The organism is Gillisia sp. CAL575, from assembly GCF_000403785.1.
GTDB lineage: Bacteria > Bacteroidota > Bacteroidia > Flavobacteriales > Flavobacteriaceae > Gillisia.
Genome location: NZ_APHJ01000026.1, coordinates 61,709 through 86,390 on the forward strand (window position 1 = coordinate 61,709; position 24,682 = coordinate 86,390).

25 protein-coding genes are annotated in these 24,682 nt (G+C 33.7%); 11 read left to right on the top strand and 14 right to left on the bottom strand.

The genetic code is table 11. The annotated features are described in order from the left end of the window. Positions 1-71 precede the first annotated feature (71 nt). From I130_RS08955 to I130_RS08965, 3 genes are all read left to right on the top strand, one after another. Positions 72-536, top strand: a complete 465-nt coding sequence (locus tag I130_RS08955; RefSeq protein ID WP_034921863.1) for a DUF4442 domain-containing protein — start codon at positions 72-74, stop codon at positions 534-536. 63 nt (positions 537-599) lie between these two features. Then, positions 600-1,400 (top strand): TIGR00266 family protein, encoded by an 801-nt coding sequence (locus tag I130_RS08960; RefSeq protein ID WP_034921866.1) that lies wholly within the window; start codon positions 600-602, stop codon positions 1,398-1,400. Positions 1,401-1,532: 132 nt separating this feature from the next. After that, the gene (locus I130_RS08965) at positions 1,533-1,727 is read left to right on the top strand and encodes a hypothetical protein (protein WP_034921869.1); all 195 of its coding nucleotides are present in this window, start codon (positions 1,533-1,535) and stop codon (positions 1,725-1,727) included. Positions 1,728-1,751: 24 nt separating this feature from the next. On the opposite strand, the gene I130_RS08970 is transcribed toward I130_RS08965, so the two are convergent. Together I130_RS08970 and I130_RS08975 are read right to left on the bottom strand one after the other, a co-directional pair. After that, positions 1,752-2,708 carry a LysR family transcriptional regulator gene (locus tag I130_RS08970; protein ID WP_034921872.1) on the bottom strand — a complete coding sequence of 319 codons (957 nt, stop codon included), beginning with the start codon at positions 2,706-2,708 and terminating at the stop codon, positions 1,752-1,754. A 76-nt stretch (positions 2,709-2,784) separates the two neighbouring features. Beyond that, on the bottom strand, positions 2,785-3,210 hold the full coding sequence (locus I130_RS08975; protein WP_034921875.1) for a DUF2141 domain-containing protein: 426 nt from the start codon (positions 3,208-3,210) through the stop codon (positions 2,785-2,787). A 543-nt stretch (positions 3,211-3,753) separates the two neighbouring features. Between I130_RS08975 and I130_RS08980 the strand changes: the two genes are divergently transcribed. Then, the gene (locus tag I130_RS08980) at positions 3,754-6,318 is read left to right on the top strand and encodes a glycoside hydrolase family 3 protein (protein ID WP_034921878.1); all 2,565 of its coding nucleotides are present in this window, start codon (positions 3,754-3,756) and stop codon (positions 6,316-6,318) included. 399 nt (positions 6,319-6,717) lie between these two features. On the opposite strand, the gene I130_RS08985 is transcribed toward I130_RS08980, so the two are convergent. After that, positions 6,718-7,461, bottom strand: a complete 744-nt coding sequence (locus I130_RS08985; RefSeq protein WP_034921882.1) for a peptidylprolyl isomerase — start codon at positions 7,459-7,461, stop codon at positions 6,718-6,720. On the opposite strand from I130_RS08985, the gene I130_RS08990 reads away from it, so the two are divergent. Both I130_RS08990 and I130_RS08995 read left to right on the top strand, forming a co-directional pair. Continuing rightward, positions 7,460-8,101: an NUDIX hydrolase gene (locus tag I130_RS08990; protein WP_034921885.1), complete on the top strand. Its 642-nt coding sequence runs from the start codon at positions 7,460-7,462 to the stop codon at positions 8,099-8,101. The two genes, I130_RS08985 and I130_RS08990, sit on opposite strands and share 2 nt — an antisense overlap. 62 nt (positions 8,102-8,163) lie before the next feature. Then, positions 8,164-8,967 (top strand): lysophospholipid acyltransferase family protein, encoded by an 804-nt coding sequence (locus I130_RS08995; protein ID WP_034921888.1) that lies wholly within the window; start codon positions 8,164-8,166, stop codon positions 8,965-8,967. An 88-nt stretch (positions 8,968-9,055) separates the two neighbouring features. Here the strand turns inward: I130_RS08995 and I130_RS09000 are convergent, their stop codons facing one another. The 3 genes from I130_RS09000 to I130_RS09010 all read right to left on the bottom strand — a co-directional run bounded on the left by I130_RS09000 (position 9,056) and on the right by I130_RS09010 (position 11,470). Next, positions 9,056-9,976: a sterol desaturase family protein gene (locus tag I130_RS09000; RefSeq protein ID WP_034921892.1), complete on the bottom strand. Its 921-nt coding sequence runs from the start codon at positions 9,974-9,976 to the stop codon at positions 9,056-9,058. Positions 9,977-10,334: 358 nt separating this feature from the next. Beyond that, positions 10,335-10,970 (bottom strand): hypothetical protein, encoded by a 636-nt coding sequence (locus tag I130_RS09005; RefSeq protein ID WP_034921896.1) that lies wholly within the window; start codon positions 10,968-10,970, stop codon positions 10,335-10,337. Positions 10,971-10,975: 5 nt separating this feature from the next. Next, positions 10,976-11,470 carry an RNA polymerase sigma factor gene (locus I130_RS09010; protein ID WP_034921899.1) on the bottom strand — a complete coding sequence of 165 codons (495 nt, stop codon included), beginning with the start codon at positions 11,468-11,470 and terminating at the stop codon, positions 10,976-10,978. 189 nt (positions 11,471-11,659) lie between these two features. On the opposite strand from I130_RS09010, the gene I130_RS09015 reads away from it, so the two are divergent. Next, the gene (locus tag I130_RS09015; RefSeq protein ID WP_034921901.1) at positions 11,660-12,964 is read left to right on the top strand and encodes an NAD(P)/FAD-dependent oxidoreductase; all 1,305 of its coding nucleotides are present in this window, start codon (positions 11,660-11,662) and stop codon (positions 12,962-12,964) included. Positions 12,965-13,048: 84 nt separating this feature from the next. Here the strand turns inward: I130_RS09015 and I130_RS09020 are convergent, their stop codons facing one another. Continuing rightward, positions 13,049-13,483 (bottom strand): hemerythrin domain-containing protein, encoded by a 435-nt coding sequence (locus I130_RS09020; protein ID WP_034921904.1) that lies wholly within the window; start codon positions 13,481-13,483, stop codon positions 13,049-13,051. Positions 13,484-13,687: 204 nt separating this feature from the next. Between I130_RS09020 and I130_RS09025 the strand changes: the two genes are divergently transcribed. From I130_RS09025 to I130_RS09035, 3 genes are read left to right on the top strand one after another with little or no spacing between them, the layout of a single operon-like run. After that, complete coding sequence (locus I130_RS09025) at positions 13,688-15,016, top strand: 2TM domain-containing protein (RefSeq protein WP_034921907.1); 1,329 nt, start codon at positions 13,688-13,690, stop codon at positions 15,014-15,016. A 5-nt stretch (positions 15,017-15,021) separates the two neighbouring features. Further along, entirely contained in the window at positions 15,022-15,315 is a 294-nt protein-coding gene (locus I130_RS09030; protein WP_034921910.1) for a 2TM domain-containing protein, read from the top strand. A gap of 16 nt (positions 15,316-15,331) precedes the next feature. Further along, entirely contained in the window at positions 15,332-16,087 is a 756-nt protein-coding gene (locus I130_RS09035; protein WP_034921913.1) for a LytR/AlgR family response regulator transcription factor, read from the top strand. A gap of 368 nt (positions 16,088-16,455) precedes the next feature. Here I130_RS09035 and I130_RS09040 read toward each other — a convergent pair whose 3' ends face one another. The 5 genes from I130_RS09040 to I130_RS09060 form a co-directional block, all read right to left on the bottom strand. Then, complete coding sequence (locus I130_RS09040) at positions 16,456-17,247, bottom strand: anti-sigma factor domain-containing protein (RefSeq protein ID WP_034921915.1); 792 nt, start codon at positions 17,245-17,247, stop codon at positions 16,456-16,458. Continuing rightward, positions 17,247-17,777, bottom strand: a complete 531-nt coding sequence (locus I130_RS09045) for an RNA polymerase sigma factor (protein ID WP_034921918.1) — start codon at positions 17,775-17,777, stop codon at positions 17,247-17,249. Before I130_RS09045 ends, I130_RS09040 begins: the two co-directional genes overlap by 1 nt. A gap of 94 nt (positions 17,778-17,871) precedes the next feature. Further along, positions 17,872-18,453, bottom strand: a complete 582-nt coding sequence (locus I130_RS09050; RefSeq protein WP_034921921.1) for a superoxide dismutase family protein — start codon at positions 18,451-18,453, stop codon at positions 17,872-17,874. Between the two features lie 121 nt (positions 18,454-18,574). Continuing rightward, positions 18,575-19,792 (bottom strand): bifunctional alpha/beta hydrolase/OsmC family protein, encoded by a 1,218-nt coding sequence (locus tag I130_RS09055; RefSeq protein WP_034921924.1) that lies wholly within the window; start codon positions 19,790-19,792, stop codon positions 18,575-18,577. A gap of 29 nt (positions 19,793-19,821) precedes the next feature. Then, the gene (locus I130_RS09060; RefSeq protein ID WP_034921926.1) at positions 19,822-20,715 is read right to left on the bottom strand and encodes a diacylglycerol/lipid kinase family protein; all 894 of its coding nucleotides are present in this window, start codon (positions 20,713-20,715) and stop codon (positions 19,822-19,824) included. A 63-nt stretch (positions 20,716-20,778) separates the two neighbouring features. On the opposite strand from I130_RS09060, the gene I130_RS09065 reads away from it, so the two are divergent. Further along, positions 20,779-21,747, top strand: coding sequence for an App1 family protein (locus I130_RS09065; RefSeq protein WP_034921929.1), 969 nt, complete (start codon positions 20,779-20,781; stop codon positions 21,745-21,747). Between the two features lie 438 nt (positions 21,748-22,185). On the opposite strand, the gene I130_RS09070 is transcribed toward I130_RS09065, so the two are convergent. After that, positions 22,186-23,019, bottom strand: coding sequence for a DUF1080 domain-containing protein (locus I130_RS09070; RefSeq protein ID WP_083932895.1), 834 nt, complete (start codon positions 23,017-23,019; stop codon positions 22,186-22,188). Between the two features lie 41 nt (positions 23,020-23,060). Continuing rightward, positions 23,061-24,539, bottom strand: coding sequence for a Gfo/Idh/MocA family protein (locus I130_RS09075; RefSeq protein WP_034921931.1), 1,479 nt, complete (start codon positions 24,537-24,539; stop codon positions 23,061-23,063). Between the last annotated feature and the right edge of the window lie 143 nt (positions 24,540-24,682).

Here is a 24,682-nt window from a genome sequence, read left to right on the forward strand (position 1 = left end):
AATTTAAGAAAAGTTTAACATTTCGCTGTTCAGTATTTTTTAGATACTTTTAAGGAAAATTAAATGCTATAATGAAAATAACACCCGGAAAACTTAATAAATTTTTAATTCTGAAATTGCCAAGTGCATGGTTATGTGGTGTAAGAGTTAAAGAGATAAATGAAGAAAGTTGTACTGTAAAGGTCCGGCATAGATGGATTAACCAAAACCCATTTAATTCTATGTATTTTGCAGTACAAGCAATGGCTGCCGAGCTTAGTACAGGAGCTATGGTTATTGGTCAGATCAAGGAAAGTGGAAAAAAGATCTCTATGTTAGTTGCACAAAATAAAGCACACTTCACTAAAAAGGCAACTGGTAAGCTAGAATTCACTTGTAAGGATGGTCATTTAATATCTGAAGCAATACAGGAAACTATTAGTACAGGTGAAGGACAAACTTTCTGGATGAAATCTATAGGCTTAAATGAAGATGGAGTGGAAGTGTCCACGTTTGAATTTGAATGGACAGTTCGGCTAAAAGGTAAAAAACAATAAAATCGTTTATAGTAGTGTAACGTTTTTGACGATTCAACTACTTATTTCTTTAAATAAGTTATTATGAATTCACATGAAATAGATTATAAGATATTTGGAGAGGAGATGCAATATGTGGAATTAGAGTTAGATCCTAATGAAGCAGTAATTGCTGAAGCAGGTAATTTTATGATGATGGATAGTGGGATTAAAATGAACACTATTTTTGGAGATGGATCCAAACAAAACGAAGGTTTTCTTGGCAAAGTACTTGGCGCAGGAAAAAGACTTCTTACAGGAGAAAGTTTATTTATGACAATTTTTTCTAATGAAGTCTCTGGTAAGAAAAAGGTAAGTTTTGCATCTCCTTATCCCGGGAAAATACTTCCCTTAGATCTCAATAAATATGGAGGAAAATTCATTTGTCAAAAAGATGCTTTTCTATGTGCGGCTAAAGGTGTTTCTATAGGAATAGAATTCAGCAGAAAATTAGGAAGAGGGTTCTTTGGAGGGGAAGGCTTCATTATGCAAAAAGTAGAAGGAGATGGAATGGCCTTTGTACATGCCGGTGGAACTATGGCCCGAAAGGAGTTAGCTAGTGGAGAAAAATTATGTGTAGATACTGGATGTATAATCGGGTTCACCCAAGATATTAATTATGATATTGAATTTATAGGTGGTATCAAAAACACCATTTTTGGTGGGGAAGGATTATTCTTTGCAACCTTGACAGGACCAGGAGTAGTATATGTGCAATCCTTGCCTTTTAGTAGATTAGCCAACAGAGTACTTCAAGCTGCACCTCAGGGCGGAGGTAAGGATAAAGGAGAAGGCAGTATTTTAGGCGGGATAGGAGATATTATAAGTGGGGATAATAGATTTTAAATTTATTAACATTATATTACCATTGTAATATACATGAAATTTCCTATCTTAGAGAGGATTTAATAATACCTGCCTATAGTATAATTCTACTTTTACTTAAATTAAATCATCAACTTAAAACAGTATCAAATTATGGCGAGAGCGATGTTTGAATACACCAAAACAATACTTGATAAAGTAAGTTTTGATGCCGTATTATTCTGCAAAGAAGTTAAAAAGGCACTTCAAAGATTATTACCTCATGAAATTGAGGAATTGAAAATCTGGATAGTTTCCCTGACTCAGCAGAACCCAGAATTAAATAAATGTCTAATATATTTAAACTAAAAGATCGGCCTTTTGGCCAATCTTTTAGTTTACTATATTTTTTCTTTTATTTACGGGACTTATGATCTTTACGTTTTGGAAAGCGATAGCTCCTTTCACAACGCCCGCAATCGTAGTGCGAAGCGCTTCTATAATCTGCATTTTTAATTCACTTTTCGTGTAAATTAAACTTACTTCTCTAGCTGGTACTGGCTCCTCGAACATTTTTAGTCTCTTGTTTTCTTTTTCTCCAAGATCCATGGTATGTAAATAGGGGAGCAATGTCATTCCTAATCCTTCATTAGACAGTTTTATTAAAGTTTCAAAACTTCCACTTTCTAACTGAAAATGATCTCCATCATAATTTCTAGATGCTTTACAGAGATTAATAATCCCATCTTTAAAGCAATGTCCATCCTCTAAAAGCAACATATCATCAATATCTAAATCCTCTACTTTTAAATTACTTTCGGTTGCTAAGCGATGTCCTTCAGGAATATAAGCCACAAATGGTTCATAGTATAAAACTTGCTCTTTTATCCCATCTAGTTCCAAAGGGGTTGCAGCAATAGCAGCATCTAAGTGCCCGTCATTTAAACGTTCAATTATCGCTTCCGTATTTAACTCTTCGATCTTTAGCTTAACTTTGGGATATTTTTTTATAAAGTTTGTAAGAAACATAGGTAGAAGCGTTGGCATAATGGTAGGAATTATACCTAATCTAAATGTACCTCCAATAAATCCTTTTTCTTGATCTACAATATCCTGAATACGATCACTTTCATTAACAATATTTCGTGCCTGATTTACAATCTTTCTCCCAGTCTCGGTTAATTGAATTGGTTTCTTTGTTCGGTCAAAGATCTTTACACCTAGTTCATCTTCCAATTTCTGAATTTGCATACTCAAAGTAGGTTGAGTTACAAAAACCTTTAGCGCTGCTTTTGTGAAATTTTGATGTTCTGCAACGGCTAGAACATATTGAAGCTGAGTTATAGTCATATAATAGAATTAATACGTTTACAAAGGTATTGATTTATTCTATTATAAAATATAATTCAGCTTCGCTTACCTATAGTTAGTTTGTCAGCTTTATAGTCATATTTACAGACTGGTCTTCAAGTTCAAATTTAGCATCAGTCCATTGAGGTGGTCCATAATTATCGATTCTATTATTCGAAATTCCGTAAGGTTCTAAAGGCATTCCTGTTGGTTCGAAGTCCATTTGCGAATTTCCGTTTTTATCATGAAAGCAAGATATTGCATAGGTTCCTGGAGGAAGGTCCTTAAATGTTATGCTTGCTGCTCCATCTACAATTTCGCTTTGGCCGCTAAATTTTGGCGCCGCTTTTAGAAAGGTGTTCTCAGTATACACCCCGAATATAATTTTTCCGGTATCATTTTTTATGTTTTCTACACTTACAGATATTTCTGGAGAACTATCGTTTTGTGCATAAAATAGTTGAGTTAAAAATAACGCGATCAATACTGCAATTGTTTTCATAATTAAAGGTTTTTAGATGTTATAAGATCAAATGTAGTTTCAGTTCTGTTTTAAAGAATATTTAATTTACTGAAATGTACAGATTTAAAGATGAATTGAGTTTTAATAGAACTATGCTAATATATATAAATCTGCTTCAGGACTAATAATCTATTCTCCTCTTTGAAATTGTTACGTTACCCTTTCTCCTAATATTGATTCTCAGGATATAAATAACCCATATGGATAATGAAAAAGGTTAAAGCCAATTTTGGCAATGTGGCTCATATAGATAGATTTACACTTTTTATGGAAAAACAAATATGTATGTTTAAGATGAAAATAGTTTTCCTAAACACTAAACTGACCTAACCAAGATACAGCTATGATTTTAAATATTGCACGTATGGAAAATGTTCAGCAATCCATTAGGAGACTAAGGAATATGATGTTTCTGGCTCTGAAATTTATAATTAAATAAAGAAATATGGTAACTTATGCCGTAAACTTATAATCTTTGTAGCCAACTACTATAGTATCAATACCACTAAAAAACTCTTCATTATGCAGGCTATCAGGTCTTTTTTATCATTCATTTCACTCGTATGTGTTATCTCTATTCTTATTGTTGGCTGCACTCCACTAAAAACTCCTGTAGAATCATCTAATGGAATAGATGCAGAAAAAAAAACAGAGGTAGTTCAATTAACGTCAGAAAATAAAGTTACTCCTGAAGATTGGCCAGTCATTAAACAGCTACCATTAGACCCAGCTATTGAAGCACAAATAGATGAATTATTGCCTAAACTAACTTTGGAACAAAAAGTAGGTCAGGTTATTCAAGCAGACAATGCATCGATCACTCCAGAGGAGTTGAAAAAATATCGATTAGGGTCAATACTCAGCGGTGGTAATTCAGCACCGGGACCGCTGCCCTACGCAGATACCAAAACATGGTTGGCAATGGCTGATAAATATTATAATGCCTCAATTGACCCTGAAGGTGTTGAGGTAGCTATCCCGTATATATGGGGAATTGATGCGGTACATGGGCATACCAACCTGCGCGGAGCTATTGTCTTTCCACATAACGTTGGACTTGGCGCTATGCACAACCCAGATCTAATAGAAAAAATAGCAGCAGTGACCGCTCACGAACTCACCATATCTGGTCACGATTGGACTTTTGCACCAACCTTAGCGATACCCCAAGACTTACGTTGGGGTAGAAGCTATGAAGGATTTTCTGAAGATCCAGAAATTGTTAAATCGTACGCAGACCGAATTGTATATGGTCTGCAAGGTCATATTGGCGATCCAGATTTTATGGGTGATGGCCGCGTCATATCTAGTGCCAAACACTTTTTAGGTGACGGAGCTACAGAAAATGGGATTGATCAAGGTGACGCCAAGATTAGCGAAAAAGAATTGCGAGAGGTTCATGCTGCAGGGTACTACAGCGCTATACCTGCAGGTGTGCAAACTGTAATGGCCTCTTTTTCTAGCTGGGAAGGCAGAAAACTGCATGGTGATAAAGAACTGTTAACAGATGTATTGAAAGGTAGATTGGGTTTTAATGGTTTTGTTATTGGAGATTGGAACGGTCACGGTCAAGTTACCGGTTGTACGAATACTGATTGCCCACAGTCTTTAAACGCAGGCCTCGATATGTATATGGCTCCAGATAGTTGGAAAGGTTTATATGAAAGCACCTTAAAGCATGCGAAGAATGGCACAATCCCCATGACCCGCTTAGATGATGCGGTGCGACGTATACTTCGAGTAAAAATTGCATCTGGTATATTTAGCAAAGGGGCTCCTAGCACGCGTAAAAATGCAGGAGATGAAAGCCTTTTGGGCCTTCCTAAAAATAGAGCCATTGCCCGGCAAGCAGTACGGGAGTCAATGGTTTTACTGAAGAATAATGGTGGCGTATTGCCATTAGATGCAACTAAAACGATTTTGGTAATTGGTGATGGGGCAGATAATATTGCTAAAACCAGCGGTGGTTGGACTCTTTCATGGCAAGGTACGGGCCATACAAATGATGAATTTCCGAATGGCCAGTCCATACTTGAAGGGATCAAGGAAGCCGTTAAAAGCGCTGGCGGACATGTAATTTTTTCAGCCAATGGCGATTCAAACGAAGCAGCTGATGTGGTGATTGCAATATACGGTGAAAACCCATACGCGGAATTCCAAGGGGACCTTGAAAATCTGGACTTTATTCCAAACGGTTTTGACACCAACATACTTGAAAAATTTCGTAGTAAAGGTATACCTGTGGTGTCGGTTTTTCTATCGGGCCGCCCAATGTGGAGCAATCCTGAAATAAATAGATCAGATGCATTTGTAGCTGCATGGTTACCTGGCAGCGAAGGAGGTGGTGTCTCTGACCTATTATTTCAAATAGACCCGTTATATGACTTTACTGGTCGCCTATCTTTCTCTTGGCCAAACAGTGCAGTAGTGCCAGAAGATCTAGCAGAACGAGAGTCTACAATGTTGTTTGAGTTAGGTTATGGTCTAACTTATGAAAACGATGTGGTCATTGATCAACTTTCAGAAGATGCTGGTTTAGAAAATATTGAAGTAGTTTCAACAGGTGTTTTTTTTAGCAAAGGTGCTTCTATCGCGCCTTGGAATTTATGGCTAAAAACAGGAGACTTGAACAAACAAATCGGCAGCTTTCCAACCTCTGTAGGAGGGCTGATTGTTAGCAAAACTGACCACACCGCACAAGAGGATGCATTACGCATTAATTGGACGCTACCAGATTATGACCAACTAATTTTAAGTGCGGCTTCGCCAAGTAATATGAGTCGTCAAACCAATGGCGCGATAGAACTGACCTTCTCCGCAAAATCCTTTAATGCCAAGTCCGCGACTGTCAAAATTGGCATGTGTAATGAAGGTGCGGCTTGTGATAAAACTGTTAATATAAATATCGCTGCCAATGAGTGGCGAGAATATAGGATAAGCCTAAGTTGCTTTGCTGATCTTGGTGTTGATATGAGTAAAATTAGCAATGCATTCATGGTGACGGCTAGTGAAGGTGTAGATATAGGACTTAGCAACATTCGCTTAGAACCAGATATGGATGCTAAGCCAGGATGTAACGGCAAGTAACACCTTTAAGTTTCATTTAGAACTGAAGAGATAAGGCGTTTAGTTTATACTTTTTCAACCATAAATTGTTAAGAAACAAAAACTAAATAGGTTGGAAAAGAATAGGGTTCATGCAACAGGAGATTTTATATACTAACAATTGGAAAAAGGAGATTACTAGATTTCAACACATTTAAAACCTAATTTGGAGAATAACTTTGATAAAATAGAAATGCGATAGATAAAAACTTACCTTTTTTACTTTCATTATTAGTTTAATCTTTGGAAACTAGTTAAAAATTTCATTATAAGATTTCATAGCAGATCACTTTACTACATTTAACAGATCTTAGAATGATTGAAACTATCTCTTTTGAAATATTTAAAACTATTCACTTGTAAAAAAGTTACAACCAAATTTTATTCTATGATCTCTACAGTGATTGGAATGTTGATTAATGGCCATTCTCCTTCTCCAATTGGTTGCTTGGCAATTTCATCTACAACATCCATTCCCTTTGTAACTTTCCCATAAACTGTGTGATCGTTGTCTAAATGATGCGCTCCACGATCACTTTGTACAATAAAAAATTCAAAAGGGGAAGAGGCTTTGCTAATATTTTGTTCTGCATATTTGGCTGCGGAAAATGCTCCTCGAGTGTGTCTATGGCCAGCTTCAAATTCGCTTGGAATTAAATAGGAACCCATATTATTCCTTTTGGTACTAGTCTCTCTATTATCTGAATTACCTCCTTGGATGACAAATCCATTAGCAACTCTATGGAAAAAAGTACCATTAAAATATCCTTTCTTAATCAACAATATCATATTTGCCCTATGTAAGGGAGTGTCATTGTACAGCAAGACTTCAATATCGCCAAAACTCGTGCTAATTCTAAATTTATTCTCATGATTCTTCTTTCCATATTCGGTTAAAAAAGGGATTAACTTTTCCTGAACAATCATGGGTTCGTCATGTAGATATAATTTATCTTTCTTTGGTTTTGCAGTATTAATATTATTACTATCTGTAGTGTCCTTTATCTTAATACTAGTCTTGTTTGTGGAGGCTTTTGTATTATTGATCTTTGATTTTTGTGTATCTTCACAACTTGCAGTTAATAGAATAATAAAAGCGAAAAAGAAAGTAAGTCGTCTAGTCATGAAATTCACTGAATTTAATTATAAAATTTCAAAATTAAAGAATTTAGAACTTCCAGGGGTAGAGGCACAGCATAAATTGGCTCCTTTACTTCGTATTCAGGAATTGACAGATTTAGATATTGAAGCTAAAAAACCAAATAAAGCAGGTGTAATGGCACTTTTTTACCCTGATAAAAACGAAATCACCCATTTAGTATTAATTCTAAGAAAGACCTATAAAGGTGTTCACTCCAATCAAGTAGGTTTTCCTGGAGGACGAGTAGAAAATTTCGATAAAAATTTAAAACACACAGCTTTACGGGAGACAGAAGAGGAAGTTGGAATTCCAAAAGCTGATGTAAGGGTTGTAAAAAAGTTAACCAAGTTATATATTCCTCCAAGTAATTTTTGGGTGCATCCATATGTTGGACTTATAGATAGAACGCCTAATCTTATTCCGCAAGAGTCTGAGGTTGAGAAAATATTAGAAATAGACCTTGAACATTTTATGGACGAACGAAATTTGATCTCACAGGAGTTAAGTACTTCATACGCTAAGAATATTCAAGTTCCTGCATTTTCTCTGAATGGTCATGTTGTATGGGGAGCAACTGCGATGATGCTAAGTGAATTAAAAGATTTATTGAAGTTAGCTCTTTAAAGTTTATTAGTATCTTTGACTTCTTTAAGATAACATTAACAATTTAAGATCAATAATACAACATGGGGCTACTTACAAAAAATCCATTTGGACATTATCTTTTTATAAAAAAATGGCTAATTCGTATTTTTGGTGTTTTATCGCATAGACGTTATAGAGGATTTAATGAGTTGAATATTGAAGGATCCGAAATCATTAAAAATCTTCCAGAAACAAATGTGCTTTTTGTTTCTAATCATCAGACCTATTTCGCAGATGTCACAGCGATGTTTCACGTTTTTAATGCGAGTTTAAGTGGGAGAGTGGATAATATAAAGAATGTGGGATATTTATGGCAACCCAAACTAAACCTTTATTATGTTGCTGCCAAAGAAACCATGCAAGCAGGATTGCTAACAAGAATTATGGCCTATGCAGGAGCAATTACGGTTGAAAGAACTTGGCGCTCTAAAGGGCAAGATATTAAGCGGGAAGTTAATACAGAAGATACAGATAATATTGGAGTTGCTTTAGATGATGGATGGGTGATCACTTTTCCACAAGGAACAACTAAGCCTTTTAAGCCAATTAGAAAAGGAACTGCCCACATTATTAAACAGCATAAACCTATAGTGATTCCTATTGTTATAGATGGCTTTAGAAGGTCTTTTGATAAAAAAGGAATCCGACTTAAGAAGAGGGGGATACTACAAAGTTTTCAGATTAAACCAGCATTAGAATTCGACTACGAAAATGATTCTATAGAAGATATTGTTGAGAAATTAGAATATGCAATAGAGCAACATTCTTCATTTTTAAAGGTTATTCCACAGGAAGAAATTGACCATATGGAGGAATTGAATGAGAAAAGGAAGTGGGAATATTAAATCAATTTAAAATTTAGTATTCAAGATTATTTATTCTCCCAATTTTATCTATTATTTCTTCAAACTTAACGAAAACGAGATTCAAAAGTTAACTATCTATTTTTAATGCTTTTCGCATCTGTTTAACCGTTTTGGTACTCCCATCGTGACTCCAACCAGGAGGTCCAAAAACATACATGAATTTATGTTTCCAATTTTTAGTTTTTTTGGTATCCTCCCAAATATTCTTGTATTCATGAGTTAGGATTACCCATAAGTTATATGATTCAGGTGGTGTAGATACCCCATATTCTATGTCAACTTGAGGATCTAGCTCTTTCCATGTACCAAAGATCCTGTCAAAAACATTTAAAATACCTCCATGGTTTTTATCCATGTATTCCAGGTTCTTCGAATGGTGGACTTGGTGCATGGTATGAGTATTGAGAAACTTTTCTATAATTCCCATTTTAGGAACATATTTAGTGTGTAACTGGAATTGCCAGAGGGCTTCAATTCCAAGGCATACCACCACCATTTCTGGGGAAAATCCTATTATGACTATCCACACGTAAAAAAAAGGTTTGTAGAGAATTGTGAACCAACCATTACGAACTGCAGTTCCAAGATTAAAATTATCTGAGGAATGATGAACTATATGGGCTGCCCAAAAAAATCGAACCATATGGTTTTGTCTATGAAACCAGTAATAACTAAAATCGTCTAGTAACATACATATAATCCAAATATACCAAGCATACCCAAAGGACTCATATCCCATAATATTTGTTCTTACCCCTTCAACAAATGGGTTAAACAATTCATAGACAATTTCGAATAAAAGAATAATAGAAACGGTTTTTATCAATGCAGCGATTACCGCAGATCCAATCCCCATAGAAAGGCTCGAAAAAAGATCTTTCCATTTATACAGATCTGTGTTGTGATGAGTTTTACTATAGGTTAGTTCTAACAGAATTAGCGCTAAGAAAGCTGGCACCCCATAGATCAGGGGATTTGTAAATTCCATTCTTATGATTTTTTAATAGTGGAGGGAAAAAACTATTTTTTGCAAAAGTAACCTATTTAAAGGGTTATTACTGAATAAACCTAAATTAAAAAAGGAAACAACAGTTAATAGGGATCTTTCCTGAGATAAGAATAAAGCTCATTTTCTAAGCAATTAGTTACATCTCAGCCTTTCAATGAACAAGTAATATTGCTTATTCTATAATTGACAATCCTCAACATTCAACAAAAATATAGTTCTTAAAATTACTCAAATATTAATTACAGTATTTAGAGATGAAAGTAATAAGTGGAAAAAGCAAATAGCAATTTATAATTCAAATTCAATATTGAATCAATTCCTCTTTCTAATATCTCAATTACATTTCTAACTTCTTTAATTCTATATAATTTCTGTGTAGCCTTTTAAGCAAAATCCCATAAAGCAATCTATAGAACAACCAGATTAATCCTAGAAATATTCCTAAAACCAATGCACTTATTCCAATAAACTTAAGCCAATCTAAAGCGTCAAAGGCATATTTGGAAATAGGTTCTACCTCTTTATTGCTATGTTTTATAATCATAAATCCAAGTATTCCTACCACTGTTAATCCTGTAGAAATTAATACATATGCAATGTAAAACTTTACTGTTCTTCTAGTTCTTAAAATATTCTTCATTAAAGTTGCAGCATCATCTGTAGTAGATATCCTTTGGTAATTCCTATAAAATCTATAAATAAAATAGAAGGTGATTGCATAACTAACAATATATAATATTGTAATTATTTCCTCTAAATTGTTCTTTTCTATTCCTTCCCAATACTTATTACCGGAGAAAATTATATTTATAACAGTACCAGCCAACAATTCTATTAAACTAATATAGAATATCCATTTCACAATAGAATGAGAACGCTTCCATATCATTTTGTAGATTTGGTCAAAGCTAAGCTTGGGATAATTCCCTTGCTGCTTATTCCAATCTCTTTTTAATAAATCTAACTCATCCATACGCTTTACGGATTTAATATTTTTTTAAGCTTAGTTTTAACTCTATTCATTTTTACACGTGCATTTACCTCACTAATACCCATTGTTTCGGATATTTCTTTATAATTTTTATCTTCCAGATATAAAAATATTAAGGCTTTATCAATATCATTCAATTCTTTAACCGCATTATACATCAGTGACAATTGTTGCTCTGTAGCATCATCATACTCGTCTACCTTAATTCTAAACTGAACAGAATCGTAATCCTGAGTCTGAATTCCACGTTTTTTCTTACGATATAAAGTAATAGCTGTATTCAATGCTACCCGATACATCCAAGTACTAAATTTTGCATCTCCTCTGAATTTTGGATATGCTTTCCAGAGTTGTATGGTTATTTCTTGAAAAAGGTCGTTGTGGGAAGCCTGATCATTTGTATAAATCCTACATATTTTGTGAACAATATTCTGGTCCCTCTCCAGATTTGTTACAAACTGATGTTCTAATTCTTTCTCCACAGATGCTATTTACAATTTGTTAGTCTTTGATTCTTGCACAGTGTTACATCTAGTAGGGTAAATTCTAAACTGCCAGCTTAAATTCTTTTAAAAGCTAAATTATTCTTATTTTCGAAGATATATAAATTGAGGAATAATAGATTACCTTAATACATATTTATACGAATAAAATAATTTTGAGCTTTATAAATGAATATACCTAAGACTGATTTACCACGTGTTGTAATAATAGGAGGAGGATTTGGTGGAATTTCGTTAGCCAAAAAACTTCTGAAACTTAAATTACAAACAGTTTTAATAGATAAGCATAACTATCATACATTTCAACCCTTGCTTTATCAGGTTTCCACTTCAGGTTTAGAACCAGATTCCATCGCTTATCCACTTCGTAAAATTATTAGATCTAGTGACTGTGGTTATTTTAGAATGGCTGAAGTAACAGAAATTGATGCAGAAAATCAGTTAATTCACTCAAATATTGGAGAGATCTCCTATGATTATCTGGTGATCGCAACAGGTTCTAAAACTAATTTTTTCGGAAATAAAAGTATAGAGGAGAATGGGATCTGGATGAAAACCGTGCCTCAGGCCCTAAATATTAGGAGTTTGATCTTACAAAATTTAGAGCAGGCTGTTATAACAGATGATCCTGAAGAAAGAAAAGCATTATTGAATTTTGTAATTGCGGGTGCTGGGCCAACAGGAGTTGAATTAAGTGGTGCCATTGCAGAGCTTCGAAATAATATAGTAGCTAAAGATTATCCAGACTTGGAACCTTCAGAAATGGAAATTCATCTTATTGAAGGAATGGACAGGGTACTGCCCCCTATGAGCGAAAAATCTTCTGTAAAAGCAGCTAAATTCTTAAAGGAGTTAGGTGTTCAAGTGCATTTGAGTACACAAGTAAAGTCTTATGATGGTGTGCTGGTGGAAACGAATACAGATGTTAGTTTTAGAACCTATACATTTATATGGAGTGCGGGAGTTACCGGAGCTCCAGTAAAGGGACTTAATGCTTCTGCACTTATAGAAAAAGCAAATAGATACGAGGTTAATCAATTTAATCAAGTGAATGGTTATTCTAATATTTTCGCAATTGGGGACATTGCGGTGATGGAATCTGAAGATTTTCCAAAAGGCCATCCGATGGTAGCTCAGCCTGCTATCCAACAAGGGAGTCATCTCGCAAAAAACATTAAAAATATTCTTAATAATAAAGAATTAGAACCTTTTAAATATTTTGATAAAGGAACTATGGCCACGGTAGGTAGGAATAGGGCAGTTGTAGATCTGGGCAAAATTAATTTTGGAGGATTCTTCGCTTGGTTTGTTTGGATGTTCGTGCATCTCTGGTTTCTTATTGGATTTAGAAATAGACTTGTAACCTTCTTTAATTGGGTTTACAATTATGTGAATTACGATAAAGCTGCTAGATTAATCATAAGGCCATATAAAAAGCCATATAATAAGATAAATGAAAGTCAAGAATTATAGTATCCTATATTATTAGCTTTAAATGAAGTAATAAAAATACCCAGAACTGCTTCTGGGTATTTTTTTATAAAAACTTGAAAGACTTTATCTATTTTTTGTAATTGCCTTATTATAATCATCGGCAAGAGATAATTTTTGTTTTTCGGTAAGAACTTTTCCTGCCATTTGGAAAACTTCGTGCTCTTCCTCATCTAAGTGGTGTGTAACTTTATGTTCTAGATCTTTCGCGATCTTTAACCAATTAGAGGCACTCATTTCTGCATCTTCTAGCTGTTCTACAAGTTCATCCATCTCATGATGCTCTGCTACACTATGTCTTGCTTTTTCTTGAGTCATATCCTTTTTTATTAAAGGAATATAAAAATGTCTTTCTTCAGCATCAGCATGTATTGCAAGCTCATGTTTTAATTGAGTGAAGATCTTTTTTCGTTCCTCAGTATCACCATGTGTTTCAACAAGTTTTTTTACAAGATCTCTTTGGATTTCATGTTCCTGACGTAAAGCTTCAAAAATATTCATAATTTAGGTTAGATTGTTTTAAGATTTCAAGATATAAAATATAGTGTTAAGGAAAATTTAAAATCCTGAAACGAGTATCTTTTGGTGACAATTTCTCTGGTTTACAATTCATCCTGAAATTATCACAGTTCGGTTTCTAATATTTTCGACACTCATATGTTTTGAAGATATTCGAAGTATAATAACTGAAATTTAAATTCTCAGATGTATAAATACATTTACAAATTATTCAAATTAAGTATTCTCATCACCATAATTCTGGTTACGTTAGAGATGGTTTTTGATCAGTCTACATCCTTAAAGGACCTATTTGATATCAGTTTTCTAGGTATTTATTTCTTTTACAGTTTCGTGTTGTCTTTAGTAAATGGATTGTTCTTTTATTTTATGAATTATAAAATAAATTGGGAAGGGAAAGGGGTAAAAAGAATAATCGTTGGAGTTATTGGAGGAATCGCAGTAACGCTGGTAGCTTTCTTCTTCTGCAGACTTGTACACATGGTGTATTTTATTAATAGATATAATGTATCTGAATTTTTAGAGAATGAAAAAATAAGTACCTATTTATTTCCTCTATTATTTACAGCAATAGTATCTCTAAGTTTTCACCTCTTTTATTTTTATAAAGCATTACAGGAGCGAAGAGTTGCTGAACAAAAAATTATTGCTGGAACTGCTTCAGCAAAATTTGATGCCTTAAAGAATCAATTAGATCCGCATTTTCTTTTTAATAGTTTGAATGTCCTCACTTCTCTGATAGAAGAAAATCCAATAGCTGCACAAAAATTCACCACTTCATTATCTAAAACTTATAGGTATGTATTAGAGCAAAAGAATAAAGATCTAGTTGAACTTTCTGAAGAAATTAAATTTGCGAAAACTTATATAAATCTACTCAAAATGAGATTTGAAGATGGAATTAATTGTTCTATTCCATTAGAGCTTAATCTTGCTGAAGCTAAAGTAGTGCCTTTATCGCTTCAATTACTACTAGAAAATGCAGTTAAGCATAATAGAGTTTCTCCACAACAACCATTACATATAGAGATCTTTGAAGATAAGAATGAATTGGTAGTAAAGAATAACCTTCAGAAAAAGGAAATATTAGGAAAGGGAAGTAAGGTTGGCTTGATTAATATACAGCAACGATATGGATTGCTTACAACAAGAAAAGTCCAAATAAATAAATCTGAACTTTATTTCGAAGTTCGATTGCCATTACTAACTAGAAAAATTGAAGTTATGAAAAAGGAAAAGACATGGAATTCAGACAAAAGTTATTTGAGAGCTCAGGAAAAGGTTAAAAAATTAAGAGGCTTCTATGGTAATTTAACCTCTTATTGTATAATAATTCCGGCTTTAGCAGTCTTTAATTTTCTTTCCAATAGCGGTTTTCCTTGGGTGATCTTTCCAGCAATTGGGTGGGGAATTGGTTTGCTTTTTCATGGTATGGAAGTATTTGGCTATAATCCTCTATTAGGTAAGGATTGGGAGGAAAAGAAAATTAAAGAATTTATGCAACGTAATAAATAATAAACATGGAAAATTCAGAAAATAGTTACCAGAGAGCTAAAGAAAGAGTAGAAGAATTAAAAAAATTCTACAGTCATCTTCTAAGCTATATTGTAGTAAATGTCTTTCTTGCAGCATTAAATTTTTATTCAAATGAGTGGAGAAACCCTTGGTTTCTATGGGTGACTGCAGGATGGGGAATTGGGATTGTTTTTGACGCTTTAAGAGCATATCAAATAAACCCAATGTTCAACAAAGATTGGGAAGAACGAAAAATAAAATCTTTTATGAAAGAAGAAGAAAAGCAAAGATGGGAATAGTACTTAAATTTATTTGATGCGAGCAGTAATAATTGAAGACGAAAAACCGTCTGCGAGGAGACTTAATAGAATGCTAGATGTATTGGATCTAGATGTGATCACCATGTTACATAGTGTAACAGAAGCTATAGAATGGTTTAAGAATAATGAGCATCCTGAACTCATATTTCTGGATATTCAATTAAGCGATGGTTTATCTTTTGAGATCTTCGAAAATGTTGAAATTAAGAGTGCCATTATATTTACTACTGCTTATGATGAATATGCATTGAAAGCTTTCAAATTGAATAGTGTAGATTATTTATTAAAACCAATAGATGATGAAGAGTTAAGCGAAGCGATTCAGAAATATATGTCTAATAGAGTTAAAAAGAGCCCAAATTTTATAAAGGCAGAAGATATTCACAAAATGTTTGAGCAATCTAACCAAAAGGATTATAAAAAGCGATTTACCATTCAGGTAGGGCAACATCTTAAGATCTTTGAAGTAAATGATGTTTGTTGTTTTTATTCAGAAAATAAAGGTACCTACTTACATACCAATAGTGATAGAAGTTATTTATTAGATCTTAGCTTGGAAAAATTAGAAGTAGAACTAGATCCAGAGAAATTCTTCAAAATTAGTAGGAAATTTATAGTAAACCTTAGTGCTATAAAAGATATTGTAAGCTATTCTAATTTGCGTTTAGAAGTAAAATTGGACCGCTTCAATAAGCAACAGTTAATTGTAAGTAGGGAAAGAGTGAAGCTTTTTAAGGAGTGGTTAGGATAATTTTTCTTTATCCAAATGTTAAAAAACTCAAAATTTAAAACCCTATCATTTTTATTCTCGTAAGTATGGTATAAGAGAGTTACTGTGGGTAGCCTAAGAAATTGAATTTAGCCATTTTGCTAGCTAATATTTAATTTAATCTGCCCCCTTAAATTAAAAATTGGTTAGCCTAATTATTTTTTAAATTCTACTCTTAGAATAAATGCTTTTGATTTTTTTGGTTGGTTAGTGAAGAGTTTGTTCCTTAACGGTGCAGACTCTTTGCATTTAAAAGTACTTTTAGATAGTGTTTATAAAGAAAATCACCTTTAAAATCACGCTAATTTGCGACTTTAAAGGTGATTATTTAATCTGTTAAGAGAGATCTTTTAAGAGGATACTACTCCTAAAGTATACAATTGTTCCATAGTTGGAGTTTTGCTTCCACCAGCAGGTTCCAAGGTAATTCCAAATGCTTCAGAAGAATTCATATTCTCCAATGCAAATATTTTATTGTCGTCTTCTGCATATTTATCCAATACCCCAATACTCGTTGGTGTTAATGGTTCTAGTTGTAAAGACCACACTTGATAAACCATTCCTCTTGGGGGCTCTGGTAAATCTTTCACATCTATATAGGTAATGTTTGTATTCTTATCCCAATAAGCCGCTGCATAGGCATCTGGAGCAACTGCTTGTCCAGCTAAAGGAACTTTTACAATATTCTTATCTCTTATTATAGATAGAAGCTCTTTAGATTTATCTGCATCAGTTCTAGCTTCAGCAATTTGAGTTTCCATTTGTGCTTTTTCACCTTGTAATGCTTGTAAATCTTTTCTTAGCTCCTGATTCTTATTAAACATTAAAAACAATCCAATTAAGAAAAGTAAACTGGCAGCCCATCCAATATACATAGGTATATTAGACCTGCGGTTTTCCATGGTTACCACTTTGGGATTATGGGCAAGCTTCTGCTTAATAGATAATATTAAATTCTCGGCATTTGCAGGTGCTACTGCAGCAGAAAGTTGAATAAGTACATCTTCAATCTCCTCTACTTCAGATTCTACTTCGGGGTATTGTTTTAATATTCGGGTAACTTCTCTACTTTCTGTTTCTGAAAGAGCGCCATATACATAGAGCTCAAGAATACCAGATGATACATAATTGTTAATATCCATTATTGTAATACTTTAGATCGTAATTTATCGATACACACCCTGTTCTTTGTTTTAACAGTTCCCAGTGGCATTTGTAGTTCTTCTGAGGTTTCTTTTTGAGTATAGCCTTTAAAGAACAGCAAGTCTATTAGACTTTTACATGTTTCTCCTAGAGCATCAATGTATTTCTGTAATCCAATAGCATCGATTTGTCCAAAAAAGTTAGTCTTAGACTCCAATATATCTACGAAATTATCACTCTTAAGGTTTAGCTTTTTGTTTTTAAAATCTTTAGATCTAATTTTATCTATTGATGCATTCCGTGCAATATTGAGAACCCACGTAAAAAATCTGCCTTTATCGGGATTATAACTTGAAGCATTATTCCATATTTTAATAAAAACATCTTGTAATATTTCTTCTGAAATAGGAGTGTCTTTTATTATACTATATATGATACCATAAGTACTGTGTGAGTAAAGTTCATAAATACGTTCAAAGGCTTTTTGGTTACCAGCTTGAAGCTCTTCAATTAACTTATCTTGTTGCATAGAATTAAATTATGCTTAAAAATAGAAAATAAATCTATTTAAAACAGAAAAAGCAACCCGAAGGTTGCTTTTATTATTACATCTTTAAAATGTACTACATTTTAATTGTTCCACATCCAACTCTAGTTCCAGCTGCGCCAGATGGTTGAGACGTGAAATCATCTACACCATCATGAACTACTACAGCTTTACCAATGATGTTCTTAGCATCATCATCACAGCCAATACACCATTCATCTGTAGTCATTGTAATAGTTCCATTTCCATTTCCATCAACTTTGAAATTCCCTATATCTCCTTTATGATATCCTGCGGCATCACCCCATTTCCCATGTTGTTTAAAAGTAGGATTCCAATGTCCTCCTGCAGAAGATCCATCTTTTGCAGAACAGTCTGCATTTTCATGAATATGTATGGCATGCATACCTTGAGATAACCCATCTATAATTGCTGTCATAGTTACTTCACCATTTTCCTCGGTGAATACAACATTTCCAGATAGTTTACTGTCACTCTTAGAATCTAAAGTGATTTTCACTTTTTTAACCTCAACTTCCTTTTCCTGAGTCATCTCAGTGTCTGAAGTTTTATTTTCATCTTTTTCTTTTTTGTCATTTTTACATCCTATAATTAATAGGGATGCACAGAATAAAAGTGATAAACTAATACGTTTCATAATTTATATAGATTGGTTTTACATTGAATTCATCTAAAGTACTTGTATATTCAGGAACCTCCAAAGATTTAAGGATTGCTTAACATAGATTTCTTGCTAATAAAAAATGATATAAAAACCTCTATTCATTATCTCTCAAGCTAGTAATGATTTGTGTTTCTGAATGCAAGGTTTTATGAACAGGACATTTATTTGCGATCTCTAATAATCGCTGTCTCTGTTTATCATCTAAATCACCTTTAATGATAAGCTCCCGTTTGAAAGTGTCTATTTTTGTCCCACCTTCTTCGCATTTTTCACAATCCAAAGCATGCTCTTTTCCGTAATTTACTTGCGTATCTACAGAGTCTATCACCCAACCTTTACGCTTAGCATACATTTGGAGAGTCATAGAAGTACAAGCTGCTAAACCTGCAGAAACATACTCATAGGGGTTAGGTCCAAAATCATTACCTCCTACCTTCTCTGGTTCATCGGCTATAAAGTTATGTCTTCCAGCTTTTATTTGTGTGGTAAAACCTTCTGGTCCTAAATGAGCAATGACATCTAGATCGGTTTTTAATTCAGTTTCTATAGGAATGTCTATGTATCTATTTGCCCACGTTCCAATCACTTCACCTGCATAGTTTGAATCTACTCTATTAGATAATAAATGATCTGCACCATCTAAAGAGATAAAGCTTTTAGGATGCCTGGCAGCGACATATATTTCTTCAGCATTTTTAATACCTACAATACTATCTTGGGGCGAGTGAAGAATTAATAATGACTTATTTAAATTTGAAATAATATCTGGAAGATCATTATTTTCCAGATCATCTAAAAATTGCTTTTTTATATTGAAGTTTCTGCCTCCTATATTTACCTCGGCGATTCCATTTTTATTGATATCTTCTACATCATTTTTCAAAAGATTCTTAACATGTCCAATATGTGATGGTGCTCCAATAGTTGCTACTGCTGTGATGGAATCTAATAAAGTTGAAGCAAATAAAACTGCCGCACCTCCAAGAGAATGACCAATCAACAATGAAGGAGCTTTATAATTGGTTTCTAAATAGCCAGAAGCGCATACAAGATCTTCTACATTTCCGGAAAAGTTTGAATCTGCGAAGTCGCCCTCACTTTCACCCAATCCAGTAAAATCAAATCGTAATACTCCAAAACCTTTAGCCGTTAATGCTCGACTTATATTTTTTACCGCTAAAAAATTCTTATTACACGTAAAGCAATGCGCAAAAAGCACAAAATTATGCGGAGTTCTATTATCAGGTAATTCTAAACTTCCTTTCAGGTCTAAGCCTTCTTTGTTTTTAAATGTAATTTTTGAAGTGCTCATATTATATTTTTAAGAATTTGTATTTCAATTTATGCAGGTTTAAAATTTTCCGGCACAGCAATTTTCAGTTTTTTGTCTGAAACATTCACCTTAACTTTCTTTCTCTTTCCAATAAACTCTCCATCAATTTGAAATGCGACGGGCTTTTTGCAATTAATCACTGCTTCCTCAACAGAAATAGCTTCCACAAAATTGGAATCCATTTCCGAATTTTTGAGCAAAGTTTTTATAATTTGAAAGATGTTCAATCTTTTAAAAATAAGAATTTCAAATTTTCCATCATTCAATTTTCCGTTGGGATTTATATTTGCTCCAGTGCCAAATTTATTTGCATTAGCAATAGCTAAAAGCACTCCTTTTTTTACATATCTATGTCCATTAGCGTCAATTGTAAACTTATAAGGAAAATTAGATTTAAATAAGGTTGGGAATGATTGAAGAAAATATCCCAACTTTCCTCTAATACTGGAATGCTCATAATGTCTAATGAGTTCTGCATTTATACCTAAATCTGAAATATGCAGGCACATTTCTCCATTTAATTCTAAAGTATCTATAGTAAATGTTTTATTGCCTGTGGCAATTTTAATTTGATCTAGAAGATTATCTGGTAGCTCAAGATTAATTGCAAAACCATTTGCAGAACCTGCAGGTAAGATTCCCATAACAAGATCAAAGTCTTTAAGAACTTTTGCTACAAGTTGGATAGTTCCATCTCCTCCAGCTACTAATAATCGCTCTGGCTGTTGTTCTTTTATTAACTTTCTTATCGCCGTTTTATCTCCTTCACCTTGAGTTTCATAAATAAGAAGTTTAATATTGTTACTAGATAGTTCTGCCTCAACTGTTCTAATGAGATTAGCTTTGTCAAAACTTCCTGAAATTGGATTTACAACAAGTAAAATTTTATTTTTTGGTTCCATGCACTGTAAATTGTTGCTAAAATTAACTATTTTGGAAGTATTCTTTCGTTAATAAAATCTCAATTGACAAAAATCGACTTAAAATTATATCGTGGATATTTAAACGAGCAGCAGCTGGTAGTTTTTGGCCATGTGTTTAAGTCTTGGGCTCCAGATAAATACAGAATAGATAGACGCGGAATTAAGCATGCCATGTCTATTATACATATGTTTAATATAAAACCAATTCCCAATATTAGGGTCAATCTAGAATTTCAGGGTATAGAAGTTCATACTAAAACATTGAACGATGGATATTTTAGATTTAATATTCCATTTAATAAAGAATTGGATAGTGGTTGGCATCAGTATCAAGTGTCTTGTGATTTTAATGGATTTGGAATTATAGATACTGGTGAACTTCTGAAACCTTTCGAAAGTAAATATGGGATAATATCTGACATTGATGATACTTTTCTAATTTCTTATAGTGGTAATTTTTTCAAGAAACTCTATGTAATGCTACTTAGGAATATTAATAAAAGAAAAATATTTGAAGATGTTGTGCCGCATTACAAAGCATTAAGTTCTTACGGGCAAGATAATGATCAAGCTTTCAACTCCTTTTTTTACGTCTCTAGTAGTGAATGGAATTTATACGATTTTATAAATGAATTCGCTAAAAGACATGAGCTACCTAAAGCTGTAATAAAGTTAAAAAAGATTAAATCAGGGATTTCAGATTTTTTGATGACGGGCCGTGGAGGACACGATCATAAATTTGAAAAAATTAAGGATATCATCTCATTTTACCCTAATCTAAAATATGTGCTTATTGGAGACGATTCTCAAAAAGATCCCTATATATACGAGCGAATATGTAAAATTTTCCCTTTGAGTATAAAGGCAGTTTATATTAGGAGAACCAATTCTAAAAAAAAGGACAAGGTTATTACAGTACTGGAAAATCTTAAAGGATTAGGAGTAGAAACTTGTTATTTTATACATAGTGAAAAAGCAATAGAACATTCCAAAGAGATCGGGATAATTTAGTAGGTATATTCGATTTTTAAAATGATTCATTATAATTTCTAGGTTTAATAGTTATATATTTCAATAAAAATTTACTATATCCACCATGGTAGTTCATAAATAGACTTAGCCTATAAAAGTCATAACGAATAAACAGACTCTTTCATATTGGATAGTTGGCCACTGGGCACTAACTGGAAATACAATAGTTTTATTAAGACTTTCAAATTCATTAGATATCTAATTTTAGCATACGCCGCCTTTTTATGTTTTTTGAGAATTTATAATATAAATAGTTGTAAAAAACAAACTGAGAATTAAACGTAAATTAAAAGTCCAATTAAGATAGTTTGCACTAGCATAATTGGACTTTTTTAAATCCAAGAATATTTCAGCTTAGATTTGGAATTAGTTAACATAAATTAAACTATAAGTACAAAACTTATCGATACTTATTCTTTACATTTTTTTTATTTTGATATTTCTAAACCACACATCATCTCCGTGATCTTGCAAGCCAATAAAGCCTTGTTTATCTTCTCCGCCTGCATTTAGAAAGTTCTCCCAATCTTTAAATTTGCTGTTTTTTACCATTTCCTTCCAGTTATCTGTCCATAAATGATATTCCACCACATTTTCACCATTTTGGTTATGTACAACGGTACCGCGGTAAACAAGTATAGAAACTTTATTCCATTCTCCTACGGGCTTCGCGTTTTGAGGTTTAGCTGGAATAAGGTCATATAAAGAACCCGCCTGTCTATTTCCATCTGTTCCTAACCTTGCATCAGGATGTTTGTCATTGTCAAGAACTTGCATCTCCGGTGCTGAAGTATAAATAGGTTCACCTTCTATTTCCTGCGCCAAATAAAAAATACCGCTATTACCTCCTTCAGAAACTTTCCATTCCAGTGTTAATTCGAAATCCTTGAATTGCTCATCATAAACAATATCGCCACCGCCACCAGCTTCCCCGGCACCCGATCCTTGAACTTTTATAGCTCCATTTTCAACAATCCAACCTTTAGTAGGGAATGCCTTATTATTATAACTTCTCCATCCATCTGTAGATTCACCATCAAATAGTAATTTCCAACCTTCATCTTTCTCCTTCTGAGAAAGTTCGTTCACTTTTGCTTCAGAAGCAACTTCTGTAACTTCGACCTCTTGAATTTCTTCAGTGTCTTTCTTTTTCTCACCACAAGAAGTGAGTAAAGATGCGATCAGGATTAATGATACTGGTAATGTATAGATTTTCTTTATATACTTAGTTATCAAAATAGTTTTTTTCATTTTATGTATTGATTAAATTATTTTTTCAATTTTTAAAAAGATTAAGATAATTCCCAACCTTCCCTGTAATTGTGTTTAATATACTCTTCTGAAGCCTGTTTTGCATTTATTGTTTCGTACTGAGTATCAAATTTTGGATCACCGTTAATAACTGTAAACTTATCTGTAGTTACAATTTTAACTTCCTCATTGTCTCCAATATTTGTAATCTTCATATTCTCACCATCCCAATCTAGTTTTTTCTTAAGATCCTGCAACCTAATGGCAAGATTACCCATTACAACTACTTCATTGAAAGGTCCAGCATAAGCGAAGTTAGAACTCGCTTCAACACGGCTTGCTTTAGGCTCCTTACATGCACGTACCCAGTCCATTTCATGGCTAAGTTCTACACGTGGAATTACTTTTTTAACTTGTGGAGGATTGTTTTCTCTTCCTATAATATAAGGATCGCGTCCGTATGTACTACATATTATAGTTCCTTTGGTACCAACAACCATAGCACCGCCGCCACCGTCACCCATTATTTTACCAGGTTCCATTCCCGCAGGTCTTTCAGGCAACAATCCGCCATCATACCAATTAAATTTAAGTGCAGGCATTTTTATTTTATCTAGACTCTTTCTTTCAGGAAAATAATAAGTGACCATTCCCGCAATAGGTGCGCTCTCTGTGTTTACTTGGGAAGAACTTCCCTCGAATGCGGTAGGATGTCCAAGATTAAGTGCTAAATACACAGGATCCATAAGATGGCATCCCATATCTCCTAATGCTCCTGTTCCAAAATCCCACCAAGCTCTCCAGTTCCAAGGTGTATATGCTGGGTGATAAGGTCTGCTTTTAGCTGGTCCAAGGAAAAGATCCCAGTCTAATGTGGATGGCACTGGGGGTTGCTCTTCGGGTCTTTCCAAACCTTGAGGCCAAATAGGACGATTTGTCCATGCATGTGCCTCTATTGGATCACCAATTTCACCATTCTGAATCCATTCTGCGAATAATCTTGTACCTTCATTGGAATGACCTTGATTTCCCATTTGGGTAGCAACGCCTGTTTGTTTTGCCATTCCTGTTAAATACCTGGATTCATAAATTGAATGGGTAAGTGGCTTTTGGAGATATACATGTTTTCCCATACTCATGCTTGCCCCGGCTGTAAGTGCGTGAGTATGGTCTGGAGTTGCAATAACAACTGCATCTATATCCTTATCCATTTCCTCAAGCATTTTACGATAATCTAAATATTTTTTAGCATTGGGATAATCGTTAAAAGTTTTTGCAGAATAATCCCAATCTACGTCACAAAGCGCAACAATATTTTGACCTGTGATGTTTGTTAAGTTTGCTCTTCCCATACCTCCAATACCAATACCGGCTATATTGAGAGTATCACTAGGGGCTGTAAAACCTACTCCTCCAAGTACGTGTCTTGGAACGATCATAACTCCCGCTGCGGTCAAAGCTGTACTTGCAATGAATTTCCTTCTGGAAACACTATTAGTTTCTTTTTTATTTTCTTCCATGATACTAGAATTTACATTTTTAAGGTTGAGAAAAAGTTTGTTAAAATTGTATGGTTAATAATATACAATTTAAAAAAAACCAATGCATATTGTTAATAAAATCTAAATATAATTAGATTCTTATTATTTAAATTTGTTTCATA

What these genes read in the sequence shown, in the direction of transcription:
- I130_RS08955 (WP_034921863.1), top strand. Translation starts at nt 72, where the DNA reads ATGAAAATAACACCCGGAAAACTTAATAAATTTTTAATTCTGAAATTG.
- I130_RS08960 (WP_034921866.1), top strand. Translation starts at nt 600, where the DNA reads ATGAATTCACATGAAATAGATTATAAGATATTTGGAGAGGAGATGCAA.
- I130_RS08965 (WP_034921869.1), top strand. Translation starts at nt 1,533, where the DNA reads ATGGCGAGAGCGATGTTTGAATACACCAAAACAATACTTGATAAAGTA.
- I130_RS08970 (WP_034921872.1), bottom strand. Translation starts at nt 2,708, where the DNA reads ATGACTATAACTCAGCTTCAATATGTTCTAGCCGTTGCAGAACATCAA.
- I130_RS08975 (WP_034921875.1), bottom strand. Translation starts at nt 3,210, where the DNA reads ATGAAAACAATTGCAGTATTGATCGCGTTATTTTTAACTCAACTATTT.
- I130_RS08980 (WP_034921878.1), top strand. Translation starts at nt 3,754, where the DNA reads ATGCAGGCTATCAGGTCTTTTTTATCATTCATTTCACTCGTATGTGTT.
- I130_RS08990 (WP_034921885.1), top strand. Translation starts at nt 7,460, where the DNA reads ATGAAATTCACTGAATTTAATTATAAAATTTCAAAATTAAAGAATTTA.
- I130_RS08985 (WP_034921882.1), bottom strand. Translation starts at nt 7,461, where the DNA reads ATGACTAGACGACTTACTTTCTTTTTCGCTTTTATTATTCTATTAACT.
- I130_RS08995 (WP_034921888.1), top strand. Translation starts at nt 8,164, where the DNA reads ATGGGGCTACTTACAAAAAATCCATTTGGACATTATCTTTTTATAAAA.
- I130_RS09000 (WP_034921892.1), bottom strand. Translation starts at nt 9,976, where the DNA reads ATGGAATTTACAAATCCCCTGATCTATGGGGTGCCAGCTTTCTTAGCG.
- I130_RS09005 (WP_034921896.1), bottom strand. Translation starts at nt 10,970, where the DNA reads ATGGATGAGTTAGATTTATTAAAAAGAGATTGGAATAAGCAGCAAGGG.
- I130_RS09015 (WP_034921901.1), top strand. Translation starts at nt 11,660, where the DNA reads ATGAATATACCTAAGACTGATTTACCACGTGTTGTAATAATAGGAGGA.
- I130_RS09020 (WP_034921904.1), bottom strand. Translation starts at nt 13,483, where the DNA reads ATGAATATTTTTGAAGCTTTACGTCAGGAACATGAAATCCAAAGAGAT.
- I130_RS09025 (WP_034921907.1), top strand. Translation starts at nt 13,688, where the DNA reads ATGTATAAATACATTTACAAATTATTCAAATTAAGTATTCTCATCACC.
- I130_RS09030 (WP_034921910.1), top strand. Translation starts at nt 15,022, where the DNA reads ATGGAAAATTCAGAAAATAGTTACCAGAGAGCTAAAGAAAGAGTAGAA.
- I130_RS09035 (WP_034921913.1), top strand. Translation starts at nt 15,332, where the DNA reads ATGCGAGCAGTAATAATTGAAGACGAAAAACCGTCTGCGAGGAGACTT.
- I130_RS09040 (WP_034921915.1), bottom strand. Translation starts at nt 17,247, where the DNA reads ATGGATATTAACAATTATGTATCATCTGGTATTCTTGAGCTCTATGTA.
- I130_RS09045 (WP_034921918.1), bottom strand. Translation starts at nt 17,777, where the DNA reads ATGCAACAAGATAAGTTAATTGAAGAGCTTCAAGCTGGTAACCAAAAA.
- I130_RS09050 (WP_034921921.1), bottom strand. Translation starts at nt 18,453, where the DNA reads ATGAAACGTATTAGTTTATCACTTTTATTCTGTGCATCCCTATTAATT.
- I130_RS09055 (WP_034921924.1), bottom strand. Translation starts at nt 19,792, where the DNA reads ATGAGCACTTCAAAAATTACATTTAAAAACAAAGAAGGCTTAGACCTG.
- I130_RS09060 (WP_034921926.1), bottom strand. Translation starts at nt 20,715, where the DNA reads ATGGAACCAAAAAATAAAATTTTACTTGTTGTAAATCCAATTTCAGGA.
- I130_RS09070 (WP_083932895.1), bottom strand. Translation starts at nt 23,019, where the DNA reads ATGAAAAAAACTATTTTGATAACTAAGTATATAAAGAAAATCTATACA.
- I130_RS09075 (WP_034921931.1), bottom strand. Translation starts at nt 24,539, where the DNA reads ATGGAAGAAAATAAAAAAGAAACTAATAGTGTTTCCAGAAGGAAATTC.